Annotated in this window: 30 protein-coding genes; 16 read left to right on the plus strand and 14 right to left on the minus strand. The window is 60.7% G+C overall.

The window, feature by feature from the left end; all coding sequences use genetic code 11:
* Nucleotides 1-2 precede the first annotated feature (2 nt).
* From HALTADL_RS11100 to HALTADL_RS11110, 3 genes are all read left to right on the plus strand, one after another.
* A complete protein-coding gene (locus HALTADL_RS11100; protein ID WP_089673695.1) occupies nt 3-521 on the plus strand; it encodes a peptidylprolyl isomerase in 519 nt (172 codons plus the stop codon).
* Between the two features lie 149 nt (nt 522-670).
* Nucleotides 671-1,015 carry a DUF5802 family protein gene (locus HALTADL_RS11105; RefSeq protein WP_089673703.1) on the plus strand — a complete coding sequence of 115 codons (345 nt, stop codon included), beginning with the start codon at nt 671-673 and terminating at the stop codon, nt 1,013-1,015.
* Nucleotides 1,016-1,083: 68 nt separating this feature from the next.
* Complete coding sequence (locus HALTADL_RS11110) at nt 1,084-1,989, plus strand: Vms1/Ankzf1 family peptidyl-tRNA hydrolase (protein WP_089673696.1); 906 nt, start codon at nt 1,084-1,086, stop codon at nt 1,987-1,989.
* A 49-nt stretch (nt 1,990-2,038) separates the two neighbouring features.
* On the opposite strand, the gene HALTADL_RS11115 is transcribed toward HALTADL_RS11110, so the two are convergent.
* The 3 genes from HALTADL_RS11115 to HALTADL_RS11125 all read right to left on the minus strand — a co-directional run bounded on the left by HALTADL_RS11115 (nt 2,039) and on the right by HALTADL_RS11125 (nt 4,585).
* Nucleotides 2,039-2,461 (minus strand): universal stress protein, encoded by a 423-nt coding sequence (locus HALTADL_RS11115; RefSeq protein WP_089673697.1) that lies wholly within the window; start codon nt 2,459-2,461, stop codon nt 2,039-2,041.
* Nucleotides 2,462-2,635: 174 nt separating this feature from the next.
* Nucleotides 2,636-3,649, minus strand: a complete 1,014-nt coding sequence (locus HALTADL_RS11120; RefSeq protein WP_089673698.1) for a hypothetical protein — start codon at nt 3,647-3,649, stop codon at nt 2,636-2,638.
* 87 nt (nt 3,650-3,736) lie between these two features.
* Nucleotides 3,737-4,585 carry a PspA/IM30 family protein gene (locus HALTADL_RS11125; protein WP_089673699.1) on the minus strand — a complete coding sequence of 283 codons (849 nt, stop codon included), beginning with the start codon at nt 4,583-4,585 and terminating at the stop codon, nt 3,737-3,739.
* A gap of 167 nt (nt 4,586-4,752) precedes the next feature.
* On the opposite strand from HALTADL_RS11125, the gene HALTADL_RS11130 reads away from it, so the two are divergent.
* On the plus strand, nt 4,753-5,055 hold the full coding sequence (locus HALTADL_RS11130; protein WP_089673700.1) for a hypothetical protein: 303 nt from the start codon (nt 4,753-4,755) through the stop codon (nt 5,053-5,055).
* Between the two features lie 95 nt (nt 5,056-5,150).
* Nucleotides 5,151-5,336, plus strand: a complete 186-nt coding sequence (locus tag HALTADL_RS11135) for an acyltransferase family protein (protein ID WP_089673701.1) — start codon at nt 5,151-5,153, stop codon at nt 5,334-5,336.
* Nucleotides 5,337-5,339: 3 nt separating this feature from the next.
* On the opposite strand, the gene HALTADL_RS11140 is transcribed toward HALTADL_RS11135, so the two are convergent.
* A complete protein-coding gene (locus tag HALTADL_RS11140; protein WP_015911568.1) occupies nt 5,340-6,278 on the minus strand; it encodes a transposase in 939 nt (312 codons plus the stop codon).
* Nucleotides 6,279-6,415: 137 nt separating this feature from the next.
* Nucleotides 6,416-7,354: a transposase gene (locus tag HALTADL_RS11145; RefSeq protein WP_015911568.1), complete on the minus strand. Its 939-nt coding sequence runs from the start codon at nt 7,352-7,354 to the stop codon at nt 6,416-6,418.
* Nucleotides 7,355-7,436: 82 nt separating this feature from the next.
* Here HALTADL_RS11145 and HALTADL_RS11150 point away from each other — a divergent pair, with 82 nt between their 5' ends.
* Entirely contained in the window at nt 7,437-8,417 is a 981-nt protein-coding gene (locus HALTADL_RS11150; RefSeq protein ID WP_089672495.1) for an acyltransferase family protein, read from the plus strand.
* A 6-nt stretch (nt 8,418-8,423) separates the two neighbouring features.
* On the opposite strand, the gene HALTADL_RS11155 is transcribed toward HALTADL_RS11150, so the two are convergent.
* From HALTADL_RS11155 to HALTADL_RS11175, 5 genes are all read right to left on the minus strand, one after another.
* The gene (locus HALTADL_RS11155) at nt 8,424-8,753 is read right to left on the minus strand and encodes a transcription factor S (RefSeq protein WP_089672478.1); all 330 of its coding nucleotides are present in this window, start codon (nt 8,751-8,753) and stop codon (nt 8,424-8,426) included.
* A 23-nt stretch (nt 8,754-8,776) separates the two neighbouring features.
* The gene (locus HALTADL_RS11160) at nt 8,777-9,493 is read right to left on the minus strand and encodes a prolipoprotein diacylglyceryl transferase (RefSeq protein ID WP_089672476.1); all 717 of its coding nucleotides are present in this window, start codon (nt 9,491-9,493) and stop codon (nt 8,777-8,779) included.
* On the minus strand, nt 9,490-10,365 hold the full coding sequence (locus HALTADL_RS11165; protein ID WP_089672474.1) for a hypothetical protein: 876 nt from the start codon (nt 10,363-10,365) through the stop codon (nt 9,490-9,492). The genes HALTADL_RS11160 and HALTADL_RS11165 overlap by 4 nt, the downstream gene beginning before the upstream one ends.
* 113 nt (nt 10,366-10,478) lie before the next feature.
* Entirely contained in the window at nt 10,479-11,315 is an 837-nt protein-coding gene (locus HALTADL_RS11170) for an RAD55 family ATPase (RefSeq protein ID WP_089672471.1), read from the minus strand.
* A 128-nt stretch (nt 11,316-11,443) separates the two neighbouring features.
* On the minus strand, nt 11,444-12,424 hold the full coding sequence (locus tag HALTADL_RS11175) for a beta-ribofuranosylaminobenzene 5'-phosphate synthase family protein (RefSeq protein WP_089672469.1): 981 nt from the start codon (nt 12,422-12,424) through the stop codon (nt 11,444-11,446).
* A 150-nt stretch (nt 12,425-12,574) separates the two neighbouring features.
* On the opposite strand from HALTADL_RS11175, the gene HALTADL_RS11180 reads away from it, so the two are divergent.
* Nucleotides 12,575-13,621: a saccharopine dehydrogenase family protein gene (locus HALTADL_RS11180; protein WP_089672467.1), complete on the plus strand. Its 1,047-nt coding sequence runs from the start codon at nt 12,575-12,577 to the stop codon at nt 13,619-13,621.
* Nucleotides 13,622-13,781: 160 nt separating this feature from the next.
* Here HALTADL_RS11180 and HALTADL_RS11185 read toward each other — a convergent pair whose 3' ends face one another.
* Nucleotides 13,782-14,150, minus strand: coding sequence for a hypothetical protein (locus tag HALTADL_RS11185; RefSeq protein ID WP_089672465.1), 369 nt, complete (start codon nt 14,148-14,150; stop codon nt 13,782-13,784).
* A gap of 494 nt (nt 14,151-14,644) precedes the next feature.
* On the opposite strand from HALTADL_RS11185, the gene HALTADL_RS11190 reads away from it, so the two are divergent.
* Nucleotides 14,645-15,712 carry a potassium channel family protein gene (locus HALTADL_RS11190; RefSeq protein WP_245708407.1) on the plus strand — a complete coding sequence of 356 codons (1,068 nt, stop codon included), beginning with the start codon at nt 14,645-14,647 and terminating at the stop codon, nt 15,710-15,712.
* 14 nt (nt 15,713-15,726) lie between these two features.
* Here HALTADL_RS11190 and HALTADL_RS17395 read toward each other — a convergent pair whose 3' ends face one another.
* On the minus strand, nt 15,727-16,329 hold the full coding sequence (locus HALTADL_RS17395) for an FxLYD domain-containing protein (RefSeq protein WP_089672463.1): 603 nt from the start codon (nt 16,327-16,329) through the stop codon (nt 15,727-15,729).
* Between the two features lie 219 nt (nt 16,330-16,548).
* Between HALTADL_RS17395 and HALTADL_RS11205 the strand changes: the two genes are divergently transcribed.
* From HALTADL_RS11205 to HALTADL_RS11240, 8 genes are all read left to right on the plus strand, one after another.
* Nucleotides 16,549-17,511, plus strand: a complete 963-nt coding sequence (locus HALTADL_RS11205; RefSeq protein ID WP_218143665.1) for a hypothetical protein — start codon at nt 16,549-16,551, stop codon at nt 17,509-17,511.
* Between the two features lie 115 nt (nt 17,512-17,626).
* Nucleotides 17,627-19,291 carry a CTP synthase gene (locus HALTADL_RS11210; RefSeq protein WP_089672458.1) on the plus strand — a complete coding sequence of 555 codons (1,665 nt, stop codon included), beginning with the start codon at nt 17,627-17,629 and terminating at the stop codon, nt 19,289-19,291.
* Nucleotides 19,291-20,208, plus strand: a complete 918-nt coding sequence (gene guaA / locus HALTADL_RS11215) for a glutamine-hydrolyzing GMP synthase (RefSeq protein ID WP_089672456.1) — start codon at nt 19,291-19,293, stop codon at nt 20,206-20,208. The genes HALTADL_RS11210 and guaA overlap by 1 nt, the downstream gene beginning before the upstream one ends.
* Nucleotides 20,208-20,540, plus strand: a complete 333-nt coding sequence (locus HALTADL_RS11220; RefSeq protein ID WP_089672454.1) for a DUF7126 family protein — start codon at nt 20,208-20,210, stop codon at nt 20,538-20,540. The genes guaA and HALTADL_RS11220 overlap by 1 nt, the downstream gene beginning before the upstream one ends.
* 247 nt (nt 20,541-20,787) lie before the next feature.
* The gene (locus HALTADL_RS11225; RefSeq protein WP_089672453.1) at nt 20,788-22,155 is read left to right on the plus strand and encodes a hypothetical protein; all 1,368 of its coding nucleotides are present in this window, start codon (nt 20,788-20,790) and stop codon (nt 22,153-22,155) included.
* Between the two features lie 241 nt (nt 22,156-22,396).
* Nucleotides 22,397-22,579, plus strand: coding sequence for an HVO_0416 family zinc finger protein (locus HALTADL_RS11230; protein ID WP_089672452.1), 183 nt, complete (start codon nt 22,397-22,399; stop codon nt 22,577-22,579).
* 105 nt (nt 22,580-22,684) lie between these two features.
* On the plus strand, nt 22,685-24,562 hold the full coding sequence (locus HALTADL_RS11235) for a UvrD-helicase domain-containing protein (protein ID WP_089672450.1): 1,878 nt from the start codon (nt 22,685-22,687) through the stop codon (nt 24,560-24,562).
* Nucleotides 24,559-25,779 (plus strand): M24 family metallopeptidase, encoded by a 1,221-nt coding sequence (locus HALTADL_RS11240; RefSeq protein WP_089672448.1) that lies wholly within the window; start codon nt 24,559-24,561, stop codon nt 25,777-25,779. The genes HALTADL_RS11235 and HALTADL_RS11240 overlap by 4 nt, the downstream gene beginning before the upstream one ends.
* Before the next feature lie 28 nt (nt 25,780-25,807).
* Here HALTADL_RS11240 and HALTADL_RS17790 read toward each other — a convergent pair whose 3' ends face one another.
* Both HALTADL_RS17790 and HALTADL_RS11245 read right to left on the minus strand, forming a co-directional pair.
* Nucleotides 25,808-25,933 carry a hypothetical protein gene (locus HALTADL_RS17790; protein ID WP_265472930.1) on the minus strand — a complete coding sequence of 42 codons (126 nt, stop codon included), beginning with the start codon at nt 25,931-25,933 and terminating at the stop codon, nt 25,808-25,810.
* 61 nt (nt 25,934-25,994) lie between these two features.
* Nucleotides 25,995-26,267: a DUF7533 family protein gene (locus tag HALTADL_RS11245; RefSeq protein WP_089672446.1), complete on the minus strand. Its 273-nt coding sequence runs from the start codon at nt 26,265-26,267 to the stop codon at nt 25,995-25,997.
* Nucleotides 26,268-26,401 lie beyond the last annotated feature (134 nt).

Raw genomic sequence — 26,401 nt, forward strand, 5'->3', positions numbered from 1 at the left:
GTATGGCAAACCCAACCGCAACCCTCGTGACGAACCACGGCGAGATCGTCGTCGAACTGTTCGAAGAGCGCGCCCCCAACACCGTCGGCAACTTCATCGGTCTCGCAACCGGCTCGAAAGAGTGGACCGACCCCGAATCGGGCGACACCGTCGAAAACGAACCGCTGTACGACGACGTCATCTTCCACCGAATCATCGAGGACTTCATGATTCAGGGTGGCGACCCAACCGGCACCGGCCGCGGCGGCCCCGGCTACCAGTTCGACGACGAGTTCCACGACGAACTCACTCACGACAGCGCCGGCACGCTGTCGATGGCCAACTCCGGGCCAAACACCAACGGCTCGCAGTTCTTCATCACCCTTGATGCTACCCCGCACCTCGACGGCAAACACTCCGTCTTCGGCGAAGTCATCGAAGGGATGGACACCGTCGAAGAGATCGGCTCGGTCCGAACTGACCGCAAAGACAAGCCACGCGACGAGGTCGTCCTCGAAACGGTCGACGTCGAGTGGAACTAGTCGACCACCGCTCTCGCCGTTGACTCCTCGTTTGTGCTGTTTTACTAACTATACGTTCCGTTCTGTAACCGAGCGGTCAGTTTGCGGTCCGATATAAATACTTGCGACAACGCTTATCAGTGGCCATGGTATATCTTACCATGGATAGTATGTTCGAGCAATTTTCCGGCGGCTACTACCTCGGGGAACTGTACGTTGAACCGCATGATTGCGACCGTGCGGTCATCCAGCGCGAAGACCACGAAGCGGTCAACGAGCAGCTGTATGCCGACGGCGAGGGCGTCGAGCGGCTCGACGCGCCGCTCGTCATGAAGGTCGACAACACACACTTCCCAGTCCTCGGCGACGAGGGAGTCCCGTCGGGAACACTTGCAGTTCCGGCGGAGCTACTTGAGGAGGGGTCGGCGAGCAAGCGCGAGGTACTGTTGGCGAAGGCCAACCGGGCGATGGAACTCCTTCGCTACTCCGGCTGGCAGGCAGTAGCCGGCACCTAACGGTCGACGTTAGTTGGTGCCTAACAGTCGACCCAACGTTTCAAGTTCGCTGAACACCCCCTTGGAGTATGCTTGATGCACTGCTCGGACGGGCCGAACTCAAGGAACGTATCGAGGAGTTGACCGAGGAAAAACACCACTTAGAGCGACAGCTGGAGGCCGAATCCGAGCGGCGAGCCGACGCGGTCAGCGACCGGCAGGCGGCCGAAAAGCGAGTTAATCAGCTCGAAGACAAGATTACCGAACTCGAAGACCGCGTCGACCAAAGCGAGACGGCGACCGACCGATCCGTTCGAGGGACCGAATCGCTCCGTGGCGGTCGACTCGCCGAGATACTCGACCGACTCCGCTCGTTCAAGACCGGTCCCGAGGGCGCACTGAGTGCCGTCATCGAGGGCGAGGACGCCTCGCTCCCCGACTCAGTGAGCGACGTGGCTGGCGACTGCGGACCGCTGGTTCGCGGCGTCGCCCCGACAATCTACTACACTGACGACGCGGGACTGATTTCGGTGGCGCTTCGGCCACCGCTGCTGCCCGAGGCGTTCGTCGACTGGAACGATTCGTTCCGGGTCGACGAGGCGTGGTTCCGGCCGACTGGCACCCTCGTCTTCGGCGTGGTTCGGGCCGACGTGTTCGCGGTTGGTGTCTACGAGGGCACCGAACGCCTCGACTACGCGGGCTTCGAGTCCAACGTCAAATCAGACCACTCGAAGGGCGGCTTCTCACAGGATCGCTTCGAGAGAATCAGAAACGAACAGATCGACGACCATCTCGACGAGGCCCGCGAGCGACTGACCGACAAGATCGACGCTGTCGACCCCGACCGCGTCATCCTCACTGGTGAGCAGTCAATACTCACCCAGCTCGACGATCTTGCCGACCACACCGCCAGCACTGATGCCGGCGGCAAACCCGAGGCCGCCCTCGATCACGCCTTCTCGGACTTCTGGACAACCCGATTAGTCACGTTTTAACTGTCTCTTTGAAACTCGTAGCCGTCGACTACTGTCGGTAGCTGTTCACTCACCGAACGACCGTCACCGGCACCGGCGACCGTCGAACGACGGTTTCGGCGACGCTGCCCAACAGAAGTCTAGCCGCGCCATCCCGGCCGTGGCTTCCCATGACGATCTCGTCGACCGCGTTGTCTTGAGCGAATGTGACGATCTCGCTTGCGGCTCGGCCGGACAGCAGTTCGGTGTCGACGAGTCGCTCCTCGCCAGCGATCTCGCGGGCCGTCTCGAACAGTTCGGTGGCTAGCGTCTCCTGTTCGTCGAGGACGTCGGCCGTCTCGCTCACGAGATCGTCCAAATTGCTAATGCCCGCCGCAGGGTTCAACACGTGGACGACGACCAAATCGGCGTCCGGAAACGTCTCGACAGCATACCGCAGTGCCTCCTTTGACTGCGGTGAGCCATCGAGTGGAACCAGTAGTCTCCGTGTCATTGCATCCGTATTCAGATGCAGGCTACTAAAATCACTGTGCCAGTTCAGATCGGAGTTTCGAAGGCCCGATGTCGGAGGACGGACGTCGACTGTGTAGTCCACACTGCATTCTGTGGTCCTACGTTGACAGCCAGAGCCGTCTCACTGCCGTCGTCCCGTTTGTGGGACACGACGCTATTCGAACTCCGTCTCTCGGAGGATGAACGGTCCCATCGCGAGGGTATGTTTGGCAACCGTTGCGATCCGTAGAATGAACACGATAAAGACGACAAACGGTGCCAGACTGAATGCGAAGCCAGCACTGGTCACCCAGACGAGATTGTCGACACCAAGCGTCGTGCCGTAGAGCGTGGTTGCGTCGATGAACATGAGAAACACACCGACTACCGCTAGTGCGGGCACCGAGATGTAGAGCAGTGCCCGTGAGAGATTGATCAGCTCCCACTGAAAATACAGTGTCTTGAAATGTTCGCGCGCCTCGCCGAAGAACTTCAACAGCGAGAGCAGTTCGTCGAGCGCCTCGCTCGCCTCGCTTGACAGCGCTTCGCCGTGTCGGTGGCGTATCCGGCGGGCCGCATAGATTTTCCACGAGTAGTTGAAGTTGAGCGCTGCGGCCATCACATCGAACTTCCCGAACTGTGCGCCGTCGAGTTCGTTCCTCACTGTCTCCGCGTTCCGTGTGACGTCGTCGACGAACCCTTCGACCAGTTCGGTACGATCCGCATCATGGTCGGCCACCATTGCCTCGGTGAGTCGGGTGGCTCGGTCTTCGATTCCGCTGACGAGCTCAGCGAGGAACGCCGCGGGCTCCGGCTCACTGACACCGACCCCGAGTTTCGATTCGACATCGGTTTGGAACTCCATTGCCTCCTGCATTCGATCCCGCTGGTCGCCGACAGCACCGAGTTCCTGTGAGAGCACGAGCTGGTTGATCGTGACGACGATAGATGTACCAGTGATAATCGCGCCGATGAACGGCGAAAATAGCCATCTGAGACCCGTTTCGGTGGCCGCGATCTGGCGGAGGGAAGCCAGTCCAAGCTGACTCGCAACGACGAGGAGACAGAACACTGCGCCGAGGATGACTGCAACCAGAAGCCATCGGTTGACATGGATCAGCAGGGACATCCAGTAGTTGCTGCCTTCAGTCCGCTGTTCGAGACGATCACTCGGCGTTGACTCGCTCATCCGGTGTCGCTACCGACGGGCGAGACCCCCAAAACAGTCCGGAGCCTTCGGACTGAGGGACAGTCGACAGTGCTGGCCAGTCGAGCGTTACGACTTGTCGTCTTTGAGTTCGTCCAGCTCGGCTTCGACCTCAGCGTCTTCGAGTTCGGCATCCACGTCGACGTCGCCGTCGGCGTTCAGTTCCTCGTCGAGGTCGGTCGACTCCTCGGTGTCGGTCTCCGGTTCTTCCTCGGCGGGTGCTTTCCCCATCTCGGCTTTCAGCGTGTCGAGTTCGGAGTCGACCTCCCGGCTTGAGGAGAGCTCTTCGAGTTCGCGGTCGATGCTGTCCTTATCCGAGAGGGCGTCCTCGAAGGCACCCGAATCCTCCAGTTCGTCCATCGCTTCCGAGCGGGCCTCCATCTCGTCGGTCTGCTCCTCGGCGCGCTCGATAGAGCGGGCGACATCGTCCATCTCGTCGCCAACGCCGGTCATCGCTTCCGAGACGCGCGTGGAGGCTTCGGCGGCCTCGTAGCGCGCCTTCATGGTTTCCTTTTTGGTTCGGAACTCCTCGATGCGACCCTGGAGTTTGTTCTTTTTCTCGACGAGGTTGTCCTGTGTATCCTGGAGATTGGCGATCTGTCCCTCCAATTCCTCGATCTGGGACATCTTTGATTTCTTCTTTTCGAGTGCCTGGCGGGCGAGGTCGTCACGGTCCTGCTGGACGGCCTCGCGGGCCTGACTGTTGTGTTTCTCGACGTTCTCTTCGAGCCTGCGTTTCTGGATCTCCAGTCGCTTTTTCTGGGTCGTCAGGTCCGCAATTCCCTGTTTGACGTCCTGGAGTTCGTCACGCATCTTCTCGTAGGAGTAGTCGAGCGACTCGCCGGGGTCCTCCGACCGGTTGAGCAACGCGTTGATTTTCGACCGGATGACGTAGGAGGTGCGCGAAAGGATTCCCATAGCCGCCTTTGGGACACACGGGGCTTAAATCCTCATACAGTCGATAGCTTTCAGCGCCGATTTCGCCGCCAATCACACCTCCCATCCTCTGTGACTATTGAAAAAACCGACAGGATGAGAAATGATTTACACGATGAGTACTCAGTACTGAGTAAATACTTCGAGTCATGAACGAGACAGAAGAGTTTGACATCGTCGAGGAAAGCGACAGCGAGAAGGAACGGAAGGCCGCTGGCCCGTACGGCGATGACGGCATTGTCGAGGAAAGCGAGTCGGATAAAGAACGCAGAGCAGCCGGTCCGTACGGTGACACGGGCGTCGTTACCGAGAGCGACACCGACGACAATGCGAAGTCGAACGAACCGTACGGTGACGACCTCGTCGAAGAGCGTGACACCGATGACAACGCGAAGTCAAACGAGCCGTATGGCGACGAGTTCGTCGACGAACCCATCGAAGACGGCGCGTAGTCGGCACCACGCGATTGAATCGGCTGTTGGTTTCGTTTGAACCGGATTGGTCGACCGCAAAAACAGCCATCACTGGCAGGCCCCTCGGTCGGACAATGGCCAAGCGTATCTACAGTATCGACGCGATGCGGATCGTTGCGATGCTGTTTGTGGTCATGATTCACACCGACCCGTTTGCGGGTGTCACCGAGTACGGGAACATGATCACGTTCGTCATCAAAACCACCGGCCGGTTCGCGGTGCCATTCTTTTTCATTACGTCGGAGGGTGTCATAGAATAGTTCTCATAGCGTGATGACGGTGCTTCCTGGATTGTCTCCGCGTTCGTCGTTGGTGATCGCAATAACGAGACGAAGGCACAGCGCGAGGAACACTTGTGCTCGTGCGTGGACGCGGCCTCGGGCGCGAACGTGCCCGAGGCCGCAGTCCTTGACGGCGTCGTTGGTTCGTTCGACTCCACTCCGGCGGTTGTACGTCTCGTCTAGCGTCGATTGCTTCAGCTGAACGTCCTCGCTGTGTTCGTCGATGCGGGCTTCGACCCTGTACTCGATGTCTTTCGGATCGTCGGTGTTTCGTGCGTTGTACGGAGCGACTGGCACGACCCCTGCGGCCAGCAGGTGGTCGTGCCAGCCGAGCGTGTCGTAGGCGCTGTCTCCAAGCATCCAGATCGGTTTCTCGACGGCGAGCGCGTCACACGTGACGCGCATCGCCGTCTCCTCTGGCGCTTGCTTGCTCTCGGTGAACTCCGCGGCAATCGGGATCTTTTGCCCGGTCGAGACGATCGTACAGCCGTAGCCGTGGTAGTACTCTTCGGCGGTTGGATCGTAGCCTTTCGACGCGTCTTGGTCGGCGGGCATCGTCCTCACGTCGGTGGAATCGATGGAGTAGGTCAAGTCGAGCAGGCCGCGGCAGGCGGCCTGCTCGACGAGGCGGTCGAAGACCTCGTCGACGACGTGTTCGAGGTCGGTGAGGAAGCGATCGACCGCGTCTCTCGACGGCGGTCGATCGAAGCCACAGCTGAGCCAGACGACCGTGTTCTGGAGTTCTCGCGTGACTGGACGGATGCCGTAGACGTTCTTGTAGTAGCAGTGCAGGAACGCTCGGAAGAGTGCTGGTGGGTGATGATCTCGTGTTCGCCCCCGGCGAGCGGGGGCGAACACATCGAATTCTTCGAGAAAGTCGAACTCAAGATGCTCGAACAACGCGAGCGTCTCGGTCGCCATTACATTGAAGAACTCGTCGATAGAAGTCTCCTCTTGCAGGATGCTGGCGCTCGTAGACACAGTTCCAACATCCTGCGTCTTCGTGTGTGACGCTTTCTATGACACCCTCTACGTCGGAGGGTGTCATAGAATAGTTCTCATAGCGTGATGACGGTGCTTCCTGGATTGTCTCCGCGTTCGTCGTTGGTGATCGCAATAACGAGACGAAGGCACAGCGCGAGGAACACTTGTGCTCGTGCGTGGACGCGGCCTCGGGCGCGAACGTGCCCGAGGCCGCAGTCCTTGACGGCGTCGTTGGTTCGTTCGACTCCACTCCGGCGGTTGTACGTCTCGTCTAGCGTCGATTGCTTCAGCTGAACGTCCTCGCTGTGTTCGTCGATGCGGGCTTCGACCCTGTACTCGATGTCTTTCGGATCGTCGGTGTTTCGTGCGTTGTACGGAGCGACTGGCACGACCCCTGCGGCCAGCAGGTGGTCGTGCCAGCCGAGCGTGTCGTAGGCGCTGTCTCCAAGCATCCAGATCGGTTTCTCGACGGCGAGCGCGTCACACGTGACGCGCATCGCCGTCTCCTCTGGCGCTTGCTTGCTCTCGGTGAACTCCGCGGCAATCGGGATCTTTTGCCCGGTCGAGACGATCGTACAGCCGTAGCCGTGGTAGTACTCTTCGGCGGTTGGATCGTAGCCTTTCGACGCGTCTTGGTCGGCGGGCATCGTCCTCACGTCGGTGGAATCGATGGAGTAGGTCAAGTCGAGCAGGCCGCGGCAGGCGGCCTGCTCGACGAGGCGGTCGAAGACCTCGTCGACGACGTGTTCGAGGTCGGTGAGGAAGCGATCGACCGCGTCTCTCGACGGCGGTCGATCGAAGCCACAGCTGAGCCAGACGACCGTGTTCTGGAGTTCTCGCGTGACTGGACGGATGCCGTAGACGTTCTTGTAGTAGCAGTGCAGGAACGCTCGGAAGAGTGCTGGTGGGTGATGATCTCGTGTTCGCCCCCGGCGAGCGGGGGCGAACACATCGAATTCTTCGAGAAAGTCGAACTCAAGATGCTCGAACAACGCGAGCGTCTCGGTCGCCATTACATTGAAGAACTCGTCGATAGAAGTCTCCTCTTGCAGGATGCTGGCGCTCGTAGACACAGTTCCAACATCCTGCGTCTTCGTGTGTGACGCTTTCTATGACACCCTCTCTACGTCGGGCTACTTTTTCGCGCTCAAGATCGCACAGCGTGATCCCACTGACTACGTCCACAAGCAGGCTGCCACTATTTCGTCATACTACGTGTTCGGGCTGGTGTTAGCCGCGCCGACGTTTCTGGCCGGTCGACTCGTGCGCGCGGCTCTCGATGGCCGATCCCTCGCCGAAACCACCTACAGCAGTCTCGCTTCGTTCGTCGACCCTGTCGCCCTGATCTACTACGGCACCTCGGTCTCCGAAATCCTCTGGTTCCTCCCCGCGCTCCTGTTTTCGTTTCTGTTCGTCTATCTGTTCATCCTGCTCGGCGTGCCAACCGCCGCCCTGCCGGTCGCACTGGGGTTCCACGTCGTCGGCCTGTTGGGCGGCACCTATACGATGTTCCTTGAGGTCCCCTTTGAGATTCGAGACGCCCTGTTCTTTGGGTTCTTTTATACCAGCCTCGGCTTCACCATCGCTGCCCGCGACTGGAGGCCGAGCACCGACCGCAGTCGACTGTATCTCGGTCTCACGCTCGGTTTCGCCATCCTCCAACTGGTCGAACTCTACGTGTTGGGCTACCCCCTGCGCGGCGAGCCGTTCGGTGCCTACGTCTATGCGCCGAGTTACGGGATCACCACCGCGCTGTTCACCGCCTCGCTGTTCATCTACCTCCTTTCGCGGCCGAAGCTCGGCGTCGACACGCCGCTGCCGTCGTGGGGCAAATACGCGGTTGGAATTTATGTCACCCATCCGGCGGTGTTTGCGGTGATCCGGGCGGTTCGGGACACACTGGAGCATGTCGGCTACACCGTCGACGAGTTGATTGTGTGGCATTTGCTGTTGACGCCGATGTTGTTTTATCTGTCCTACCTCGTCTACATCGCGGCCGACAAGCTCCGCGTTATCGAGATCGGTGGCACGCATTTCCCCGGTCGACCGTGGCTGCGAGCAATGAGATCCGGATAAGCGCTGTTAGTTGTAGCCACGCCAGCGGTAGCCGCACTCTTTGCATTTAAAAAACCGCGTCGGTGGCTCGTCGGCCGCGCCGGTCTGTTTGATCGTGTACCACGCCTCTTGATTTTCACACTCGTCGCAGACGATATCGTTGGCGGTCGGTTTCCCCTCGAACTCTGCGCCCTCGACGGTTTCGATGAGTTCGTCGGTGCTTTGGGATTCCGTTGAGGTGAACTCCGCGGCGCGGTCGGCGTCTTGGTCAGCGGTTGCCCCACACTCCTCGCTGGCACAGACCATCTGCCCGTTTTCCGAGCGCATCATCGAGCCACACTCGTCGCAGAATTGCATACCTCGCCTTCGCACTCCGGCAGTTAATGTTCGTCGTTCAAAATCGTGCGATCCGGACCCGTGTCGGTGACGACCGGGCAGTTGCTCACGCGGAACTGGCCGTCTTCGAGCACTTCGATGATTTCGGTTCCCTCGTGGGTACAGCTGACCTCCGGCGGCTCGGTGAAGAAGGGACACTGCTGGCAGTAGTCACGTTTGTCGACGAGCGTTTCGCTCCCGGCTGACGTGGCTCGTTTGTCGGCCTGCCCCCGACTGGTGGCCTGCTCGTCGGGCGTCGACGCCGACGCACCCGGCTCGTCGGTGTCGAACTCGGTGGCCGAGTCTGTGGATTCCTCGGTATCGAACGACCGGGCATCGGCCTCCGTATCGGCCAGTTCGTCCCACAGCGCCTCGCCGTCGACCTCGTCGACGCCCATCTCGTCGAACACCTCGTCGGCGTCGGGTGCCTCTTCGGTCTCCGAGAGCCCACTGGCTGACTCGGTGGAGTCGGTGAACGTGTCGGTTGGCTCGGTTTCTGTAAACTGGTCGACCTCTGTGTTGTCTGGATCGGGTTCGGTAAACTCCTCGACCTTGGTGTCTGTCGACGCTGATTCGTCGACCTCCGCTACCTCGGAGTCGTTCGGATCGGGTTCGGTAAACTCCTCGAACTCGGCGTCGTCCGGGTTGGTTTCGGCGAACTTGTCGACCTCCTCCCAGAGGTCGCCGGTCGACTCCTCGTCATCCTCAGAGTTACCGCTCATCGCTCATCCTGCCGCGCCCGGTCGTCGGTTGCGGGCTGCGATTCGGTGTCGGCATCGAACGGTTCCTCGGTGGTCGACCCCGCTTCGAGCGCTGGCCGGTCGGCGATGGTGAGCCACGCCGAGTTGAAGAACATCGACCCCGGCTCGATGCCGTCGAAGGCGCTCCGACAGTGTGGACAGGCAGGCTCGACGAGCAGCCCCAGTCTGACCATCTCACTACAGTTGTCACACTTTGCTTTCTCGATGTCCTCACGGGCCGCCGTTTCGAGCAGCTTCGCCAGCGCGGTTTGATGGCTCACGTGGCTTTCGACCCGCTTGAGCCGCCGCCGGAGGTCGACCACCGCCCCCGCGAGCCGGTCGGCTTTCGCTTCGAGCGTCTCGACGGACGCCGACATCGATTCGACGTCGTCGTCGGTCTCCGCAAGCCGGGCTTCGATCCCGTCGTAGCGCTCGGCGGTCTCGCCCTTCAGCTCGTCGAGCCGTGATTCGACGGCCTCTTGATCTGCTTCGATCCCTGCGAGTCGGTCGAACTCCGCGTGGCTGTGATCGGCTGGCGCGCGTGATCGAGCCTCCTTGACCACGTCGACGATCCGCGACCGGAGATCATCGACGTGCTCGTCGAGATCCGCTTCGAGTTCCGCGATCCGGTCGACATCCGGGTCGGATTCGAGTGCCCCGATCCGGGCCTCCAGATCCGACAGTGCCGTCTCCAAGGCGTCGTCTTCGTCCTCGTTCTCCGCAAGCAGTCGGTAGGATGCAACCGCACGAGCAAGCACTGTCTCACGACTATCTCCGGTTTCGGCTGTCCGATCCGTCACCCACTCTTCGATCTGCGCTGGAAGTGGGGCCGGATCTTCCTGCTCACTCGCCATTACTGGCTATCTATCATCCTCTAAACTTAAATATCCTCCATAAATGATTGGACACGATCTGTGTCCTTACAAACTGACTACGACGCGTTAGTGACTGCCTACGTTCGCACTCCTCATCTGATCTTCCGGACGTTGCTCAGATCGTAGCCGCCTTCGTGAATCTCGCTTTCGAACTGGACGATATCCTCCTGTTCGAGCCGCGAGAGGACGCCACGGAACTGTTTGACGACCATCACGCGGGCGCGTTTCGAGCCGCCGGTCTCCCACGAGAAGTTGATCGTGCCGCTGGCGGCATCCGAAAGCTGTCCGAGTTTGGTCGCCGTCAGCGTCTCCTCGCTGGCCAACACGAGGATCAGCCCGCCCCACTGGGCGGCGGCCCGTTTGAGTCCACGAACCAACATTGGAATGTCGTTCCACCCCAGATCGTCGCCAAGCGCACCCAACAGATCAGTAATCGAATCGAAGATGACGAGATTCCCCGAGGCGTGTTCGGTCAAATAATCACCAAGCACGCTGAGGACTTTCTCGCGGTTGCCGCCGCCGCTGAGATCCGAGAGATCGGTCGTCCGACCCAGATACCAGTCCTGTGGAATCCGGCTTGACTGGAAGTATTCGACCGACAGATCCTTGTACTGGATATGATCGATGGCGTCGTCGACGATATCATCCGACAGGGTGTAGCGCAACTCCTCTTCGAGCGTCTCCTTCGAGGAGGTAAACGAGACATAATGGACCTCCGGTGGGAGAATTGCGCCCTCCGGTAGCTCGCCGTAGTGGAGATCGAACAAGTCCTCGTTCGTGTGGGCCAACGCGTTCATCGCCGCGCTTGTATAGACGAACTCGCGGGCCCCCGCCCCCGCTTCGCCCGACAGGAGGACCACACTACCGGGAGGCGCACCACCCTCCAGCAGCGAGTCGAGCCGCGAGATCCCGAACGGAATATCTTGCATAGCTATCAATATCAGGGGCTGTCCTTAGCCGTTACGCCGTTCCTACGCTGCAGTATGCGTTGCCTACTCGGTCGACCAACTTGTCTACCGACCTGACCACGGGTGTCTACCGACCCGACCACGGGTGTCTACCGACCCGACCACGGCTCACCGTCGACACGCGCACCCTGATTTCGCCCGGCGGCGATCAGTACCTCGCCGTTGAGTCCGGCCGAGTCGAGGGCGGCCTCGCCAGCAGTACGGGCTGCCTCGGCGTTGGCCCTGTCTGTCACCCCGTACACCGCGGGTCCCCACGATGACTGGCCGGCTCCGTAGACGGCCGGTTCGTCGGCCACCCAGTCGACGAGTTCGCCGACCGGCGGCCGGTAGACGCCGCCCTGCTCGTCGGCGTACCACGTGCCGTTGAGTCGACCGATGTCGGCGACTGCGCTCCCGAACTGGTCGGCGTTGCCGGTTGCGACGGCCGGCAGCACACCGCGGGTGATCCGGCCCGCAATCCTGTCGGCGGGCGCGGGGTCGGCGCGTTCGACCACGCCCCGAATGCTGTCGTCTTCGGTCTCGCCGCTCCGTCCGGGGTCGGCATCCGGCAGGACGATCAAAAACCGCCAGTCGTCCGGGATTCGGTGGCGGGCGGCCACCGGGGGAACTGTCCACGCGCCGTCGGCGGGGCGGGCGGTGGTAAACCGTGCGGTCGGATGGCCGCCGTCGAGCACGAAGCCGCCCGCCTCGAAGGTGGCGACGCCGATGCCCGACCGGCCGCCGCGCCCGAGTTTGGGCGCGAGTTCTCGGACGTCGACCGACCGGTCGTAGCTCTCGCCGATAGCGACCGCAATCGCCAGCGCCAGTTGGGTGCCGCTCCCGAGACCGACGTGTGGCGGGAGCGAGTCACGGATGGTGACGGTTGCACCCGGCACGTCGAGGTGGGTACAGACGGTCTCGACGAGCGTCTCACACCGTGGCGGGGCAGTCACACCCTCGGCTGGCTCCGCCGCCAGTGAGAGCCGTGGCTCGTCGAGTGCAACCCCGAGTGCCCCATACAGTCGCTCGTGGGCCAGCGAAAGGTTCCCGAAGCCGAAATGCAGCCGCGATCCAACGTCGACCCTCGTCATACCCCCCGTTTGTAGCCGTCCGGTATTCGGGTTTCGACGGTGGCAACGAGCAGTGGCTACCCGAGACGGATTCATGCACATTGGTACCATCCATAGTCCCGGTACATCACAGCCTCCACCCTTTTTGTGTCGACGTGCCAACAGACAGGTATGGACTCCCTGCTGATCTATGGCGCCTACGGCTACACGGGTGAACTCATCGCCCGTGCGGCGGTCGACCGTGGGTTTGACCCCGTGGTGGCTGGCCGCGATCCGGATCGTATCCACACTCTCGGCACCGACCTCGACTGTCGAAGCCGCGCGTTCGATCTGACTGACGACATCCAAGCCCACCTGTCGGGAATTGACACACTGCTCAACTGCGCCGGTCCGTTTGAGGAAACTGCCGACCCGCTGGTTGCGGCCTGTCTTGCTCGCGGCGTCGACTATCTGGACATCACCGGTGAACTCCCTGTCTTCGAGCGACTGGCTCGCCGGGACAGCGAGGCCGTCGACGCGGGCGTCTCGCTTATGCCCGGCGTCGGCTACGATGTGGTACCGACCGACTCGCTTGCGGCCCACTTGCACGAGCGGCTCCCGGAGGCAACCCATCTCTCGTTGGCGCTTTCGGCGTCGGGCTCGCTGTCGGGTGGAACTCTCAAGACGCTTATCAACGGGTTCGGCTCGGGGAGCGCGATCCGCGAGGACGGCCAACTCCGCGCGATCCCCTCGGCGTCCAAACAGCGCGTCGTCGACTTCGGCTCGGGTACCCAAACGGTGATGACGATCCCGTGGGGGGATCTGTCGACGGCCTACCGAACGACCGGGATTCCGAACATCGCGGTGTACGTCGCTGTCCCCGACGCGGTTCGCCACGCCATCCAAATCGCCCGGCCGTTCGAGGGGCTGATGGCCACTGACCTGGTTCAGCGGCTATTAAAAGGACTCGTCGACCGGTTCGTCGACGGGCCGAGCGAGGCCGACCGCGCGGCCAGCGAGACCACTGTTTGGGGTGAGGCATGGAACGAGGAAAGTGGTGAGACGGTCCAGTCGCTGCTCCGAACGCCCGATACCTACGAACTGACTGTCGAGGCCGCACTGGCCTGTGCCGAACGCGTCGAAGCGGGAGAGGCTCCAACCGGATTCACGACGCCCGCAGGCGCGTTCGGCCCCGATCTCGTCCTCGACCTGCCGGGTGTGAGTCGACAGGATCTGTGAGACGGTCTGCTGTCGACTGGTACCGCGTGACTGTACCCCATGGAGTAGTCGGTAACGTCCGCCAACAGATCCCATGAGGTAGACTCCCTATCTCAGCGAGGGGTGTCTTACGGTATCAAAACGGAGTGTGGATCGTCAGGATTGCTACAGTAGTCGACCGTTAGGCGTTGGACTCGCCAGCGTTGTCGGCTGGTCCGCCACCTACCAGACTACTCAGTGATTCGCCGAGGGAGTCGACGCCGCCATCCTGGAACGATTGGATGGTGTCAAGGACCGAACTCACGTGGTCGGGAACCTGCTCGGGCAGGCCGTCGCTCGGTCCGACGTTGGCCGCGGCATCCGCGGGTGCTTCGCTGTTGGCAGTGTCCTCGGAGTCTGTATCCGAGTCGACGTCATCCGTGTTCTCTGCGTGTGCGTCCGATGCGGTGTCGGGTGCCTGATCCGCCGGCGCTGCGGCACCGACCGCCGTCGCCCCGCCGATCAGGAACAGTGCTGCAACCGTGATCGTGATGAGTTGTCTTGCGTTCATTGCATCTGACCGACGGTGCTACTGCCACATAAGGTGGGGAAGCCGTAAATCCGGATACAAGCGTTTTAAACCCGATTTACGCCGGATTTCGATGAGTTTCGGATGAGTTGTAGACGTTTTCCGGCAACTACGGGCGGTGTGGGCCACGACTCCCAACATGGCTGCTCAACTGGCTCGGCACGCGGCGAATGAGTCCATGTCGACGCGGCGTCCGTTGAAGAGATGACCTCTGACCGGAGCAAACTCCTGAAATCACAGCAGCGAGTCGAAGTGAGAGCTGACACTGGCTTCATTTTCTTACTATCTTAGTTCAATATGTATTAATCATGTCTGGTCCGGACTTTTTTGACTGAGCCAACCGAGCACCGTCGCATGCCATGGCACCTCCAGTCAACTGTTTCGTCTCTCCGTGTTGGCTGTCATCTGTCAGTACTCACTGACGGTTCGACCGGGTCGTCGACGCTGGATTGGCTCGTTGTCCCCGTGAGTGGTGTATGGACGTAGCGCGACTGCAGACCGTGGTTTCCACAGGAGCCTCTCCGGTTCAGATCGATGCGATAGTCAACCCGCTCTACGTTGTTCTCGGTGTTGTCCTGCTCATCGCTTTGGTCGTCGACCTGCTGTGGACGACGCTGTGGGTCGACGGCGGAAGCGGCCCCCTGTCGGCTCGGTTGGCGACCGGTGTCTGGCGGATTCTTCGGCGACTCGGCCGTCGACACTCCCGATTCCTGAGTCTCGCTGGCCCGTTCGTGTTGGTGCTCACTCTCAGTATGTGGATCGGACTCCTCTGGGCGGGGTGGACGTTCGTATTCGCAGGCGGTGAGTATGCCCTGATCGACACCCGAAACGGCGGTCCTGCCGACTGGTCGGGACGCATCTACTACGTCGCCTACACCATGTTTACCGACGGTAACGGTGATTTCACGCCGAACGGTGACCTCTGGGAGATGGCCTCCTCGTTTACGACGGCCAGTGGGATGCTCGTTGCGACACTGAGCGTCTCATATATCCTCTCGATACTCGGCGCGGTCTCCCAAAAGCGGTCGTTCGCAAACGGTGTCACAGCGTTAGGAATGCGAAGCGAGGCGTTCCTGCAGTCTGGATGGGATGGCGAGGATTTCACCGATCTGGATCTGCTGCTCGACACGCTGTCGTCGGACCTGAACATGCTTGCCGAACAGCACAAATCGTATCCGATTCTCCACTACTACCATAGTGAAAACGAAACGGAAGCCTCGGCGATGGCTGTCGCCATTCTGGCTGATGCGATGTTTCTCCTCGAAGTCGCCGTCCCGGATGCGAACGAACCCAACGAGGCCCTGACCGAGAGCACACGGTCGAGCGTCAATGATTATCTGGAAACGCTCAACAACGCCTTCATACAGCCGGCCGAACAGCCGCCGCCACCACCGGATCTCGACCACCTCCGTGAGGCGGACATTCCGACGGTCTCGGACCGGGAGTTTGCCGAGGCACTCGCCGAGCGTGAGGACTCCCGACGAAAGCTCCTCGGTGCGGTCGACGCCGATGCGTGGTACTGGCCATCCGAGAACCTCGAATGAGGATGCAGCTCTCTTCAGTCAGGAACGCCGAGGACGGCAATTTCGTAGTCCGCAATATCCGACGGTGAGGCCAACAGAATCACCTCGAACTGCCAGGCGTTGCCTGCGGCGAGATCACTCGTGCGGGCGATATACAGACCGAGTTGCGCGCCGGTGGCGTTGTAGACGCGGACACGGACCTCGACGGTTCGGACGACCTCGCTGCCGGTGTTGACCACCGTGCCCTGGACGACCGGCCCTTTGTACCCCTGGGTGAGGACATACTCGTGTGACTCCAAGACGAGTGAATCGAGGGGTACGGCATTGGTGGTTGGCTCCGTTATCGCGGCCGCTTCCGCGGCGGTCGTCTGCTGGGCTGTCCGCTCGGTGGCGTTGGTTTGGTTGGTTTGGTTGGTTTGGTTGGTTTGGTTGGTCTGATTGGTTTGGTTGGTTTGGTTGGTTTGGTTGGTTTGGTTGGTCTGATTGGTTTGGTTGGTCTGATTGGTTTGGTTCAGCTGCCCGTCTTGATACGGTGGGCTACTGCTTGTTTCGGCACAGCCACCGAGAACAGCCACCACTCCTCCGCCACAGACGGCGACAAACCCACGGCGGGTCGTTCCAGTAGCGCGGTCGGTCATTGTCGACTGATCCCCTCACGCCGTGTCGTGAAAACTCGCATGGCCGACACATCGACCGACATCACGGACTTATCCTGTTGAACGTGATATTCCACGCGTAACGGCCGTCTCTGTACAGTATTGGCTGTGTTGGGAATAACCTACTTTGGGCCCTCGACCCGTGGTAGTCGTATGGCTTCTTCGGGGTCCTCTGACACAGGGGCACAATCCGAGCCGCGTTTGGAGCATGACCCACGATCACGGAATCGGCTCATCGAATGGCTCGTGGTCGACGGGAGTCGACTGCTGCTCACGATCATCATCTCAGTCGGTCTCTTCGGGCTGCTTTTGATTCTCAACGCGCTGGGGGTGATCGGATTCACCGATCAAGGGTCAGTGACCCGCATGGCAAGCGGGATGATTGCTGGCTCGCTGTCGCTTGTCACGCTCGTCGTCTCAGTGAATCAACTCATTTTGTCGCAAGAATTCTCCCCGGTTGGAAAACACCGCGATCAGTTCAGTAGTGTGATGCAGTTTCGGCAAGATATCGAACAGCAGGCAGATATTCCACGAACACCGATGGAGCCAACGCGAGTCCTATCGGTGCTCGCCGACACGATTGGGACGAATGCCAGCCGACTGGCCGAGTCGGTTGCAGACAGTCCCAACGCGGCGTACAGACAGCAGGTCACACAGTACGCCCAGAGCGTCGAGGACAACGCCCAGTGGGTCGACCAGTCGGTAGACGAGCCTCAGACGAATGCGTTCGATGCGCTCTCGGTCGCAATCGCCTACGATGACGGCTGGCAGTTGTCGACCGCTCGCTATCTCCGTAACAGCGCCCCGGCGCTCTCGGCTGAGACCGAAACCGCGTTCGATGACCTGATCGAGTCGACACGCCTGTTTAGTAGCGCCCAAGAACATTTCAAAACGGTGTACCTCCAGCGTGAACTCACCCGGTTTTCACAGCTCATTATCTACACCGGTGTTCCAGCCGTCTTTGCAGCGGTGTTTATCATACTCATACACGGCGGGCTTGGGACCCCGGCGATCAGCGCGGCGGCTCTTCCATCCGTCGTCTCGCTGCTCGTCACGCTCGTGTTCGTTCCCTTGGTGCTGCTCGCCGTGTTTATTTTGCGGACCGCAACCATCATCCGACGGACCGCCACTGTTGGCCCGATGCTGTTAGGAGAACGCAGGTAACCCGTGTCGCGTCGACAGCCTCGCAGCACTCCCGTGGCGGTGTCGAGCATGCCAACGACACCCAGCCAGTCGACCCTATCGAAACCGTTTTGATGAAACCTTGCGGACAGTCAGTATGCCGACGGAACCTACAACGGGATACGACCCCACACTGGGGAAGAAGTTTATTTTTGTAACGGGAGGTGTCATGTCCGGCCTCGGGAAAGGGATCACAGCCGCGAGTACGGGCCGACTGCTGGCCAACGCGGGCTTCGACGTCACCGCGGTCAAAGTCGACCCCTACCTCAACGTCGACGCCGGGACGATGAATCCCTACGAACACGGCGAGGTGTACGTCCTCAAAGACGGCGGCGAGGTCGACCTCGATCTGGGGAACTACGAGCGGTTCCTCGGGATCGATATGACCTCCGATCACAACGTGACGACGGGGAAAACCTACCAGAGCGTGATCGAAGCCGAGCGCGCGGGCGACTATTTGGGCAAAACGGTCCAGATTATTCCCCACGTCACCGACGACATCAAGCGGCGCATCCGGGAGGCCGCCGAGGGCACCGACGTCTGTATCGTCGAGATCGGCGGCACCGTCGGCGACATCGAGTCGATGCCGTTCTTGGAATCCCTCCGGCAGTTCGCTAGCGAGGAGGACGACGAGGATTTACTCTTCATGCACGTGACGCTCGTCCCCGACTCGATGAACGGCGAGCAGAAAACCAAACCCACCCAACACAGCGTCAAAGAACTCCGATCTATCGGTCTGCAGCCTGATATTCTCGTTGGGCGGAACGAAGACCATCTCGAAGAACAGACAAAGACCAAGATCGCCCGTTTCTGTGATGTCTCGACGGATGCGGTCTTCTCGAATCCCGATGTCGACGACATCTACAAGGTCCCGCTGATGGTCGAAGACGAGGGACTCGACGAGTACGTAATGGAGCGACTCGGTATCGCTAAGAGCGCACTGCCGAAAGCCGAGCGCTCCCAGCGCTGGCGAGAACTCGTCACCCGTGACCGTGAGGGAACTGTCGAAATCGCACTCGTCGGCAAGTATGGCTTAGAAGACGCCTACATGTCGATCCACGAGGCGCTGAAACACGCCGGCATCGAACGCGAAGTCGACGTCGACGTACTCTGGGTCGACTCCGACCAGATGCACGACGAACACACCGAGCGACTCGAAGCCGCCGACGGAATCATCGTCCCCGGCGGCTTTGGCTCCCGTGGCACCGACGGCAAGATCGACGCCGTGCGCCACGCCCGCGAAAACAACGTTCCGTTCCTCGGGCTCTGTCTGGGCTTCCAGATGGCCGTCATCGAACACGCCCGCAACGTCCTCGGACTCGAAGACGCCAACTCCGCGGAACTCGACGAAGAGACCCCACACCCCGTCATCGATATCCTCCCCGAACAGAAGGAGGTCGACGACATGGGCGGCACGATGCGACTCGGTGCACACGAGACCCAGATCGAACCCGGTACGCTCGCGGCCAGAATCTACGCCGACGATTCGTGTACCGAACGACACCGCCACCGCTACGAAGTTAACCCCAACTACATCGACCAACTCGAATCCGAGGGGCTGGCCTTTTCCGGCACGGCGGGTCGACGGATGGAGATTCTCGAACACGAGGATCATCCGTTCTTTTTCGGCACGCAGTTCCACCCCGAGTTCCGGTCCCGACCGGACCGAGCCAGCCCGCCGTTCGTGGGCTTTTTGAAGGCCGTTGTCGACCGCAGCGAATCCGAAACCGAACCGCAGTCCGAAGACGAGGTCACCATCTAATGGTAAACCCAACAGAGTTCATCGACGAGGCAGTCGAATCGATTAAAGAACAGATCGGCGACGAAAACGCGATCATCGCGCTGTCCGGCGGCGTCGACTCCTCGGTCGCAGCCACGCTGGCCTACCGAGCAATCGGCGAGCAGTTGACCCCCGTCTACGTCGACACCGGCCTCATGCGCAAAGGCGAGACCGACCAGATTCGAGATACCTTTTCGTTCATGGAGAGTCTCGAAATCGTCGACGCCCGCGAACGGTTTTACGAGGGTCTCGAAGGCGTGACTGACCCCGAAGAGAAACGCAAGGTAATCGGTGAGCAGTTCATCCGGGAGTTCGAACGCGAAGCCAAGGAGACCGACGCCCAGTATCTCGTCCAAGGGACCATTTATCCCGACCGCATCGAAAGCGAGGGCAACATCAAATCCCACCACAACGTCGGTGGGCTTCCGGAGCGCGTCGACTTCGAGGGAATCGTCGAACCGGTCCGTGACCTCTACAAGGACGAGGTCCGCGAGGTCGCCCGCGAACTCGAACTCGAAGACATCATCTCCGAGCGCATGCCGTTCCCCGGCCCCGGCCTCGCCGTCCGAATCATTGGCGAAGTCACCCCGGAAAAGGTCGAGGTGGCCCGCGAGTCCTGCCACGTCGTCGAAGAGGAACTCGAAGAGTACGAGCCGTGGCAGGCGTTCGCCGCTGTGATCGGTAAAGCCACGGGTGTCAAAGGCGATAATCGAGTCCACGGCTGGGTCGTCGCCGTGCGGTCGGTCGAGAGCCGCGATGGGATGACCGCCCGCGCCCAAGAGATCGACTGGTCGACGCTCCAGCGGATTCAGAGCCGGATTACTGGCGAAAACGAGAACGTCGCCCGCGTCGTCTACGACGTCACACACAAACCGCCAGCGACCATCGAGTACGAGTAATGAGCCAGATTGCAATCGTCGCCGGTCCTGACCCTGACGGACTCGGCGATGCACTGGAAGCCGAGGGGGTTACGATCCACCGGATCACTGGCGTCGTCTCGCTGTCGACGCTCCAAGAGGCCGGCCTCGACGAGGCCGATCTGCTGGTGTTGACCGACATTGGCGAAGCCAGCGGGATTCCGGTCGCCAAGGAAAACACCCCCGAGATACGCGTGGTCGTCTACAGTCCGAAGAACCTGCCGGACTTCGTCAAGGGTCAAGCAGATTTGGCCGTCGACCCCGAACTACTCGATGTGAGTGTCGTCGCCGAGGAACTGGCCGCCGAGAACTAATCCGCGCCCCACCGATGTGGTCGACCGTTCGGTAGCGATGGGTCGACTCACTGTTGGTCGATCTAAAATATACCGGGTTATATTGCTGACATTCTCTCCTCATATAAAAAACCACACGACGTTTACGGGAGTAATCCGGCGCAAATGGGGTCCACTACTGTTCTCATACAAGTACTATCCTCCAATATGATAGGTCGTAATGCGCCGAAATCTACTGATGGCAATCGTCCTGACAGTCTGTCTGTCTATGGCAATCCCCGCCATGGCGACAACTGCTGGGGCCCAGACAGCCGACGACGGTGAGAGCTTCGCATTCGACGCGACGCTCGACAACGAAACCGTCACTGTGTCTGTAACATCGAATGACACGGCCGTCGAGAACGCGACGGTCGCGGTCAATGGTAGCGAGGCAGGAACAACTGACGCCAACGGCACTCTGCAGTTCGGTCTCGACAACCGCTCTGCGGTCGAACTCGGGGTCACCGTCGACGGCAGCACCCAGACGACCACCTACGAGGTAGTCGACGGGAGCCTCGTCGAGCAGACCGAGAGTCCCGACACGACCGACTTCGCGTTCGGCGCAACACTCGACAACGAGACGGTAACGGTGTCGGTCACATCGAACGACACCGCAGTCGAGAACGCGACGGTCGCAGTCAACGACACTAATGTCGGTCCCACTGACGCGAACGGAACCCTCCAGTTCGGTCTCGATAATCGCTCGGCACTCGACATCTCGGTGACTGTCGACGGGACCACCCAGACGACGACCTACGAGGTTGTCGACGGTGAACTCGTTGCACAAGACGACACCGACGAGACCACCGAGTTCGACTTCGGTGCGACACTCGACAACGAGACCGTGACGGTCTCAGTCGCCTCCAATGGGACGGCTGTCGAGAACGCGGCGGTCGCAGTCAACGGTAGCGATGTGGGCACCACTGACGCGAACGGAACTCTCCAGTTCGGTCTTGACGACCGACCAGCAGTTGACATTGCGGTGACGGTTGATGGCACCACCCAGTCGACGATCTACGAGGTTGTCGGCGGTGAACTCATCACCCAAGAGAGTGTCGAGGACGCACAAGAGGTCCCCGAGGAGGCAGCCGATCAGGTCTCAACGATCCAGAAACTGATCTCGGCGTTCCGTAACGGCGAGATCGAGAAACTCGGCCCAATCGTCTCCGAGGCCGCCGGTCGCGGGCCACCGGCGGATGCCGGTAACGGCTCGGGTAACGCACCAGAAGATGCCGGTAATGGACAGGGCAATGCACCAGAGGATGCCGGTAACGGGCAGGGCAACGCGCCAGAAGACGCCGGTAACGGGCAGGGCAACGCGCCAGAGGATGCCGGTAACGGACAGGGCAACGCACCAGAAGACGCCGGTAACGGGCAGGGCAATGCACCGGAAGACGCCGGTAACGGACAGGGCAATGCACCGGAAGACGCCGGTAATGGGCAGGGCAACGGCAACGCAGACCGTGGCGGAAGCGGTAGCAGTCAGGGCAACGGCGGTAACGGTGGCAATGGCGGTAACGGCGGCTCCGGCGGCAACAGCGGTCAGGGCAACGGGCAGGGCGGTGGACCACCTGCATCCATCGCTACTAGCCGATAAGTAACGATCCGATAGCCGAAGGTACGGATCGTCACTGAACACACCACACTCATCACACTCCGATCTGCGGGCAGTCAGAACGAGCACCCCTCTCCGCGCTCCGTTCGTCGGGCAAACGAACGAGCCATACGCCATTTTCGAGCAGTATTCCTTTCGGTTCGTCCGTGTTTCAGCCGAGTGGTGACAACCCTCTCTGGGAGCCAAACAGCTAAGTGAGTGACACACGTTACCACAAACCAGTATGGCCTCAGCACAGACCACTGATGACGAGTTGTTCGACGAGTTCCTTTCGGCAAACGGACACGATACGGTACCGGCAGGATGGGACCACTCGTATAACAAAAAGCAGTGTCCCGAGTGCGGAGGCATCCACGACGACGACGCACAGAAATGCGCTGTCTGTGGTTGGTTCCCCGAGCGGTAGTCGACTCCTTCCGCAACTCAGTTTCCCCGCGAGCGGTGCCCAGCCGTCGACTTCGGCGACCGAAGTCACGTCGTTTATCAGGTCGGGGCACGTGCAAATGGTACAATGAGTACCACGGACGTGCAGATAACCCGCCTGTTCGGTGGTCCCGGCAGCGGGAAGACGACAGCCCTACTCGACCGCGTCGAGACGATTCTCGAAGACGACGACGTCGACACGCGTGACATTCTGGTCGTCTCCTACACCCGAGCGGCCGCCGCCGAGATCCGCGAGCGGCTCGCCGAGCGGTTGGAGACGACACCCCGCGAACTGAAGGGCAACGTCTGCACGATGCACGCGAAAGCCTACGAACTGCTGAACCTCTCCCGTGGTGATGTCGTCGGTGAAGACGACAAAACGGAGTTCTGCGAGGATTTCGGCCTCGAATACGAAGACGAGTACCAGAGCGGCGGCCGCCGCACCGCTCGGTCGACGACCCTCGGCAACAAGATCATCTCGACGAGTCAGTGGCTCCAGCGGACCAGCCGAGAGGTTTCGGACTGGTACGATGTCCCTTTCCAGTGGAACGTCGAGGAGGTCCGCCTCCCACCCGAGATCGACCCCAACGCCCAAGAGGGCAATAAGTACACCCCGACGTGGACGGCTGACGACGACCGCGTCGACATCCCCGAGGCGATCCGTGCGTGGCGCAGTTATAAAGGCGACCACGAACTGGTCGGCTTCGCCGACATGCTCGAACGCGTCAAACAGCGCTCGCTGCTGCCGAACGTCGACTATCTCGTCATCGACGAGTTTCAGGATATCACGACGCTGCAGTATGACGTCTTCGAGGAGTGGAAACCCCACATGAAGCAGGTGCTGATCGCCGGCGACGACGACCAGGTCGTCTACGCCTGGCAGGGTGCGGACCCGAACCTCCTGCTCGATGCCGAGCGCGATGAGGATGTCGTCCTCCCGAATTCCTACCGACTCCCCTCGCGGATCCTCAACGTCGTCGACAGGGAGATCCAGCATATCGAAAAACGCCAAGAGAAGGACCTCAAACCCCGCAAAGAGGGCGGTGTCGTCGAGGGTGTCGAAAACGCCTCGATGCTCGAACTCGTTCGGAACGTCCGGTACACGGTCCAAGAAGACGACGGTAGCGTGATGGTGCTGTTCCGCGCCCGCTACCAACTGTTCCAGTTCATCGAGGAGTTCATCGACGAGGGGATTCCATTCAAGGCGCTGACCGACCAGCGGCTCTGGACCGACCGACTCGTCGACTACGTCCGGGCCATCGAAGCCTACGACGCTGACGAGGACCTCACTCTCCTACAGGGGCGTCGACTGGCTGATATGCTCCAGACCTCGGCGTTCGGTTCCAACGAGCGCGACGAGTTCTACGAGTTCCTCGAAGACCGCGAAGAGGCGGCTGAAACCGAGGATCTCACGGAGGTTCCGCTGGCTCCCGAAGACGTCAAGAACTTCGCCCCGTTCATTCCTGATCCGGCCTCGGCCAGCGACATGGTCCGAAAAGTGACGAGCTTCCAGCGAAAGTCGATCAACGCCTACTTCGAGGGCGACTACCACGGTCAGGACCCCAACCTCGTGCGGGTGGGAACGATCCACTCCGCGAAGGGTCGTGAGGCCGACCACGTCTTTGTTGGGACCGATCTCACCGAGAAGGTCGTCGAACAGATGGCCGCGACCGTCACCGGCCGCGAAGAGAGCGATGTCGAGCCCTCTGACGACGAGCTTCCGGGCGAAGACGAATTTACCAAACACACCAATCCGGTGCCGCTGCTGACCGACAACGAGCGCCGCGTGTTCTACGTCGGGATGAGCCGTGCCCGCGAGCGGCTCGTGCTCCTCGAAAACCTGATCGACGGCGCGCCGACGGTGCCGATCAGCGTCTTGCTCCACAACGAGATCCGCCAGCAGCCTGCCAACGAGTTGCTCGATGCGGCCCAAGCCGCCGAGGATGCCCCCGAACCCGAACCGTGACGGGCTCGCCGGAGCCAGCAGTCGGTTCCACCGACCAGCCACACTCGGGACTCGAAGCCGTTTGGACTGCGGTCGACGACGCCGGAGCCGTCGGCTTCGTCCACGTCAGCGAGCGAGGCGATCCGAACCGTCGGTATCTCACGCGTGTCGACGGGCCTGATCGCGAGACGGCGCTTGTCATTCTCCCCGGTACTAAAAACCAGCCACCACAGGCCGTCTACTGTGTACCACGCGGTGTCGTCAGCGACGTGACTGGGTTCAAGCAGGTCACCAGTGACACCGAAATCAGTCGACAGATCGAGGGTCGTCCGCCCACGACTGCCACTGGTCAACAAGTCCGTGCAGTTCTCGCCGACCGATTGGGAACGACCGTAAGCGATGGCACACTGCTTGTGCCGCGAACCCTCCCACACGATGCGGCCGTGTTTCTTCAAGAGGCTGGCTATGAACTACAGTCGACGCCCGCAGTGACGACGGCACGCGCTACAAAAACCTCGGCTGAACGCGACTGTCTCCGGGCCGTCCAAGCGGCTGCCGCCGACGGACTGGCTCGTTCGGAGGCAGTGCTGGCGGCCAGCGAACCAGTCGACGGTCGACTGGTGGTCGACGGCCAGCCACTTACGGCCGAGCGACTCCGTCGACAGATCAACACCGAACTCGCCGCCAGCGGTGTCGCCCCAGCCGACAATACAAGCATCGAGGCCGACACCGATGTCGCCGATCGGCTCCCGGCAGGCGAACCGATTCGGCTCACTGTCTCCCCCCGTGGCCCGCATGGCTACCACGGTCATCTCAAGCGAACGGTGGCCGTCGACAGCGAAGGAGGCTGGGAGCGGCGGGCATTCATCGCAGCTGAAGCTGGCCTACAGGCCGCACAGCGGGAGATCGAACCCGGTGTCGACATCTCGACAGTCCAAGGAGAGGCGGTTGCCGAAGTCGGTGCCTACGGGTTTGCGGTCACGCCGGATACCGATCAGTCGACACAGGGCCGAGCAACCGCGACCGTCCACGGCGTCGGCCTCTCGACACACGAACAGCCTGCTGTCGGTGCTGAGAGCCAACTTCGTGCTGGCGCAGTGATCGCCGTCGACACCGGCGTCGTCGACCCCGCCCGAGGAACGATTCGACTGGGGACACTGTTTGTCGTCTCCGAGGAGGGTCCGGAGACACTGATTGAGTATCCCACTTCACTGACACCAGTCGACCGAACTGAGTAGAGGTCGACTGACTGTCAGTGTTTGCTGTTCAGTTATCTAGCTCGGTCAGCTGGAGGGCCTGACGAATGTAATACTTCGTGTTGGTGTTTTCGGCGGCTTCAAGCGCCTCTTGGAGGGGCTCTTGGACGTCATTCTGCTTGAGTTGGGGACTCATGCCCGGTGACATGTCCTTCCATAATAAAGTTATTACGCTTGTTACCTCCGGTAAACGGCGACTAACTCTCCTGTTCCGGCCCGTTGTCACTTTCGACCGTCGACTCTCCATTCCGAAACCGGCCCGGGAGGAGCCCTTTGAGTAGTTTCGTAAAGATGGTACGAGGGTCCGTGAAGTAATGAGGGAGTGCGACCATCGCAACTGCAACGACGACCAGCGCAATACCCATGGTCGCCTCGCCAGCCAGTAGCTTGGTGACGCCGAAGTTGGCGACCGGAAGGGCAAAAATGAGGGTTGCGGCGAGGCCAATCATATCGATGATTCCGAGTCTCATTGCTGTCGTCTACCGCCTGATTAGATAAAAACGCGCCGCCCGGAGTCATACTGTCTGTTGTAGACGGTTCCCGCCTCGACCGCCCACCGGCGGCGGTCGAGCGGTAACTTCCTACAACAAACTGTATCACAACC

The sequence above is a fragment of the Halohasta litchfieldiae genome (genome assembly GCF_002788215.1).
Lineage (GTDB): Archaea > Halobacteriota > Halobacteria > Halobacteriales > Haloferacaceae > Halohasta > Halohasta litchfieldiae.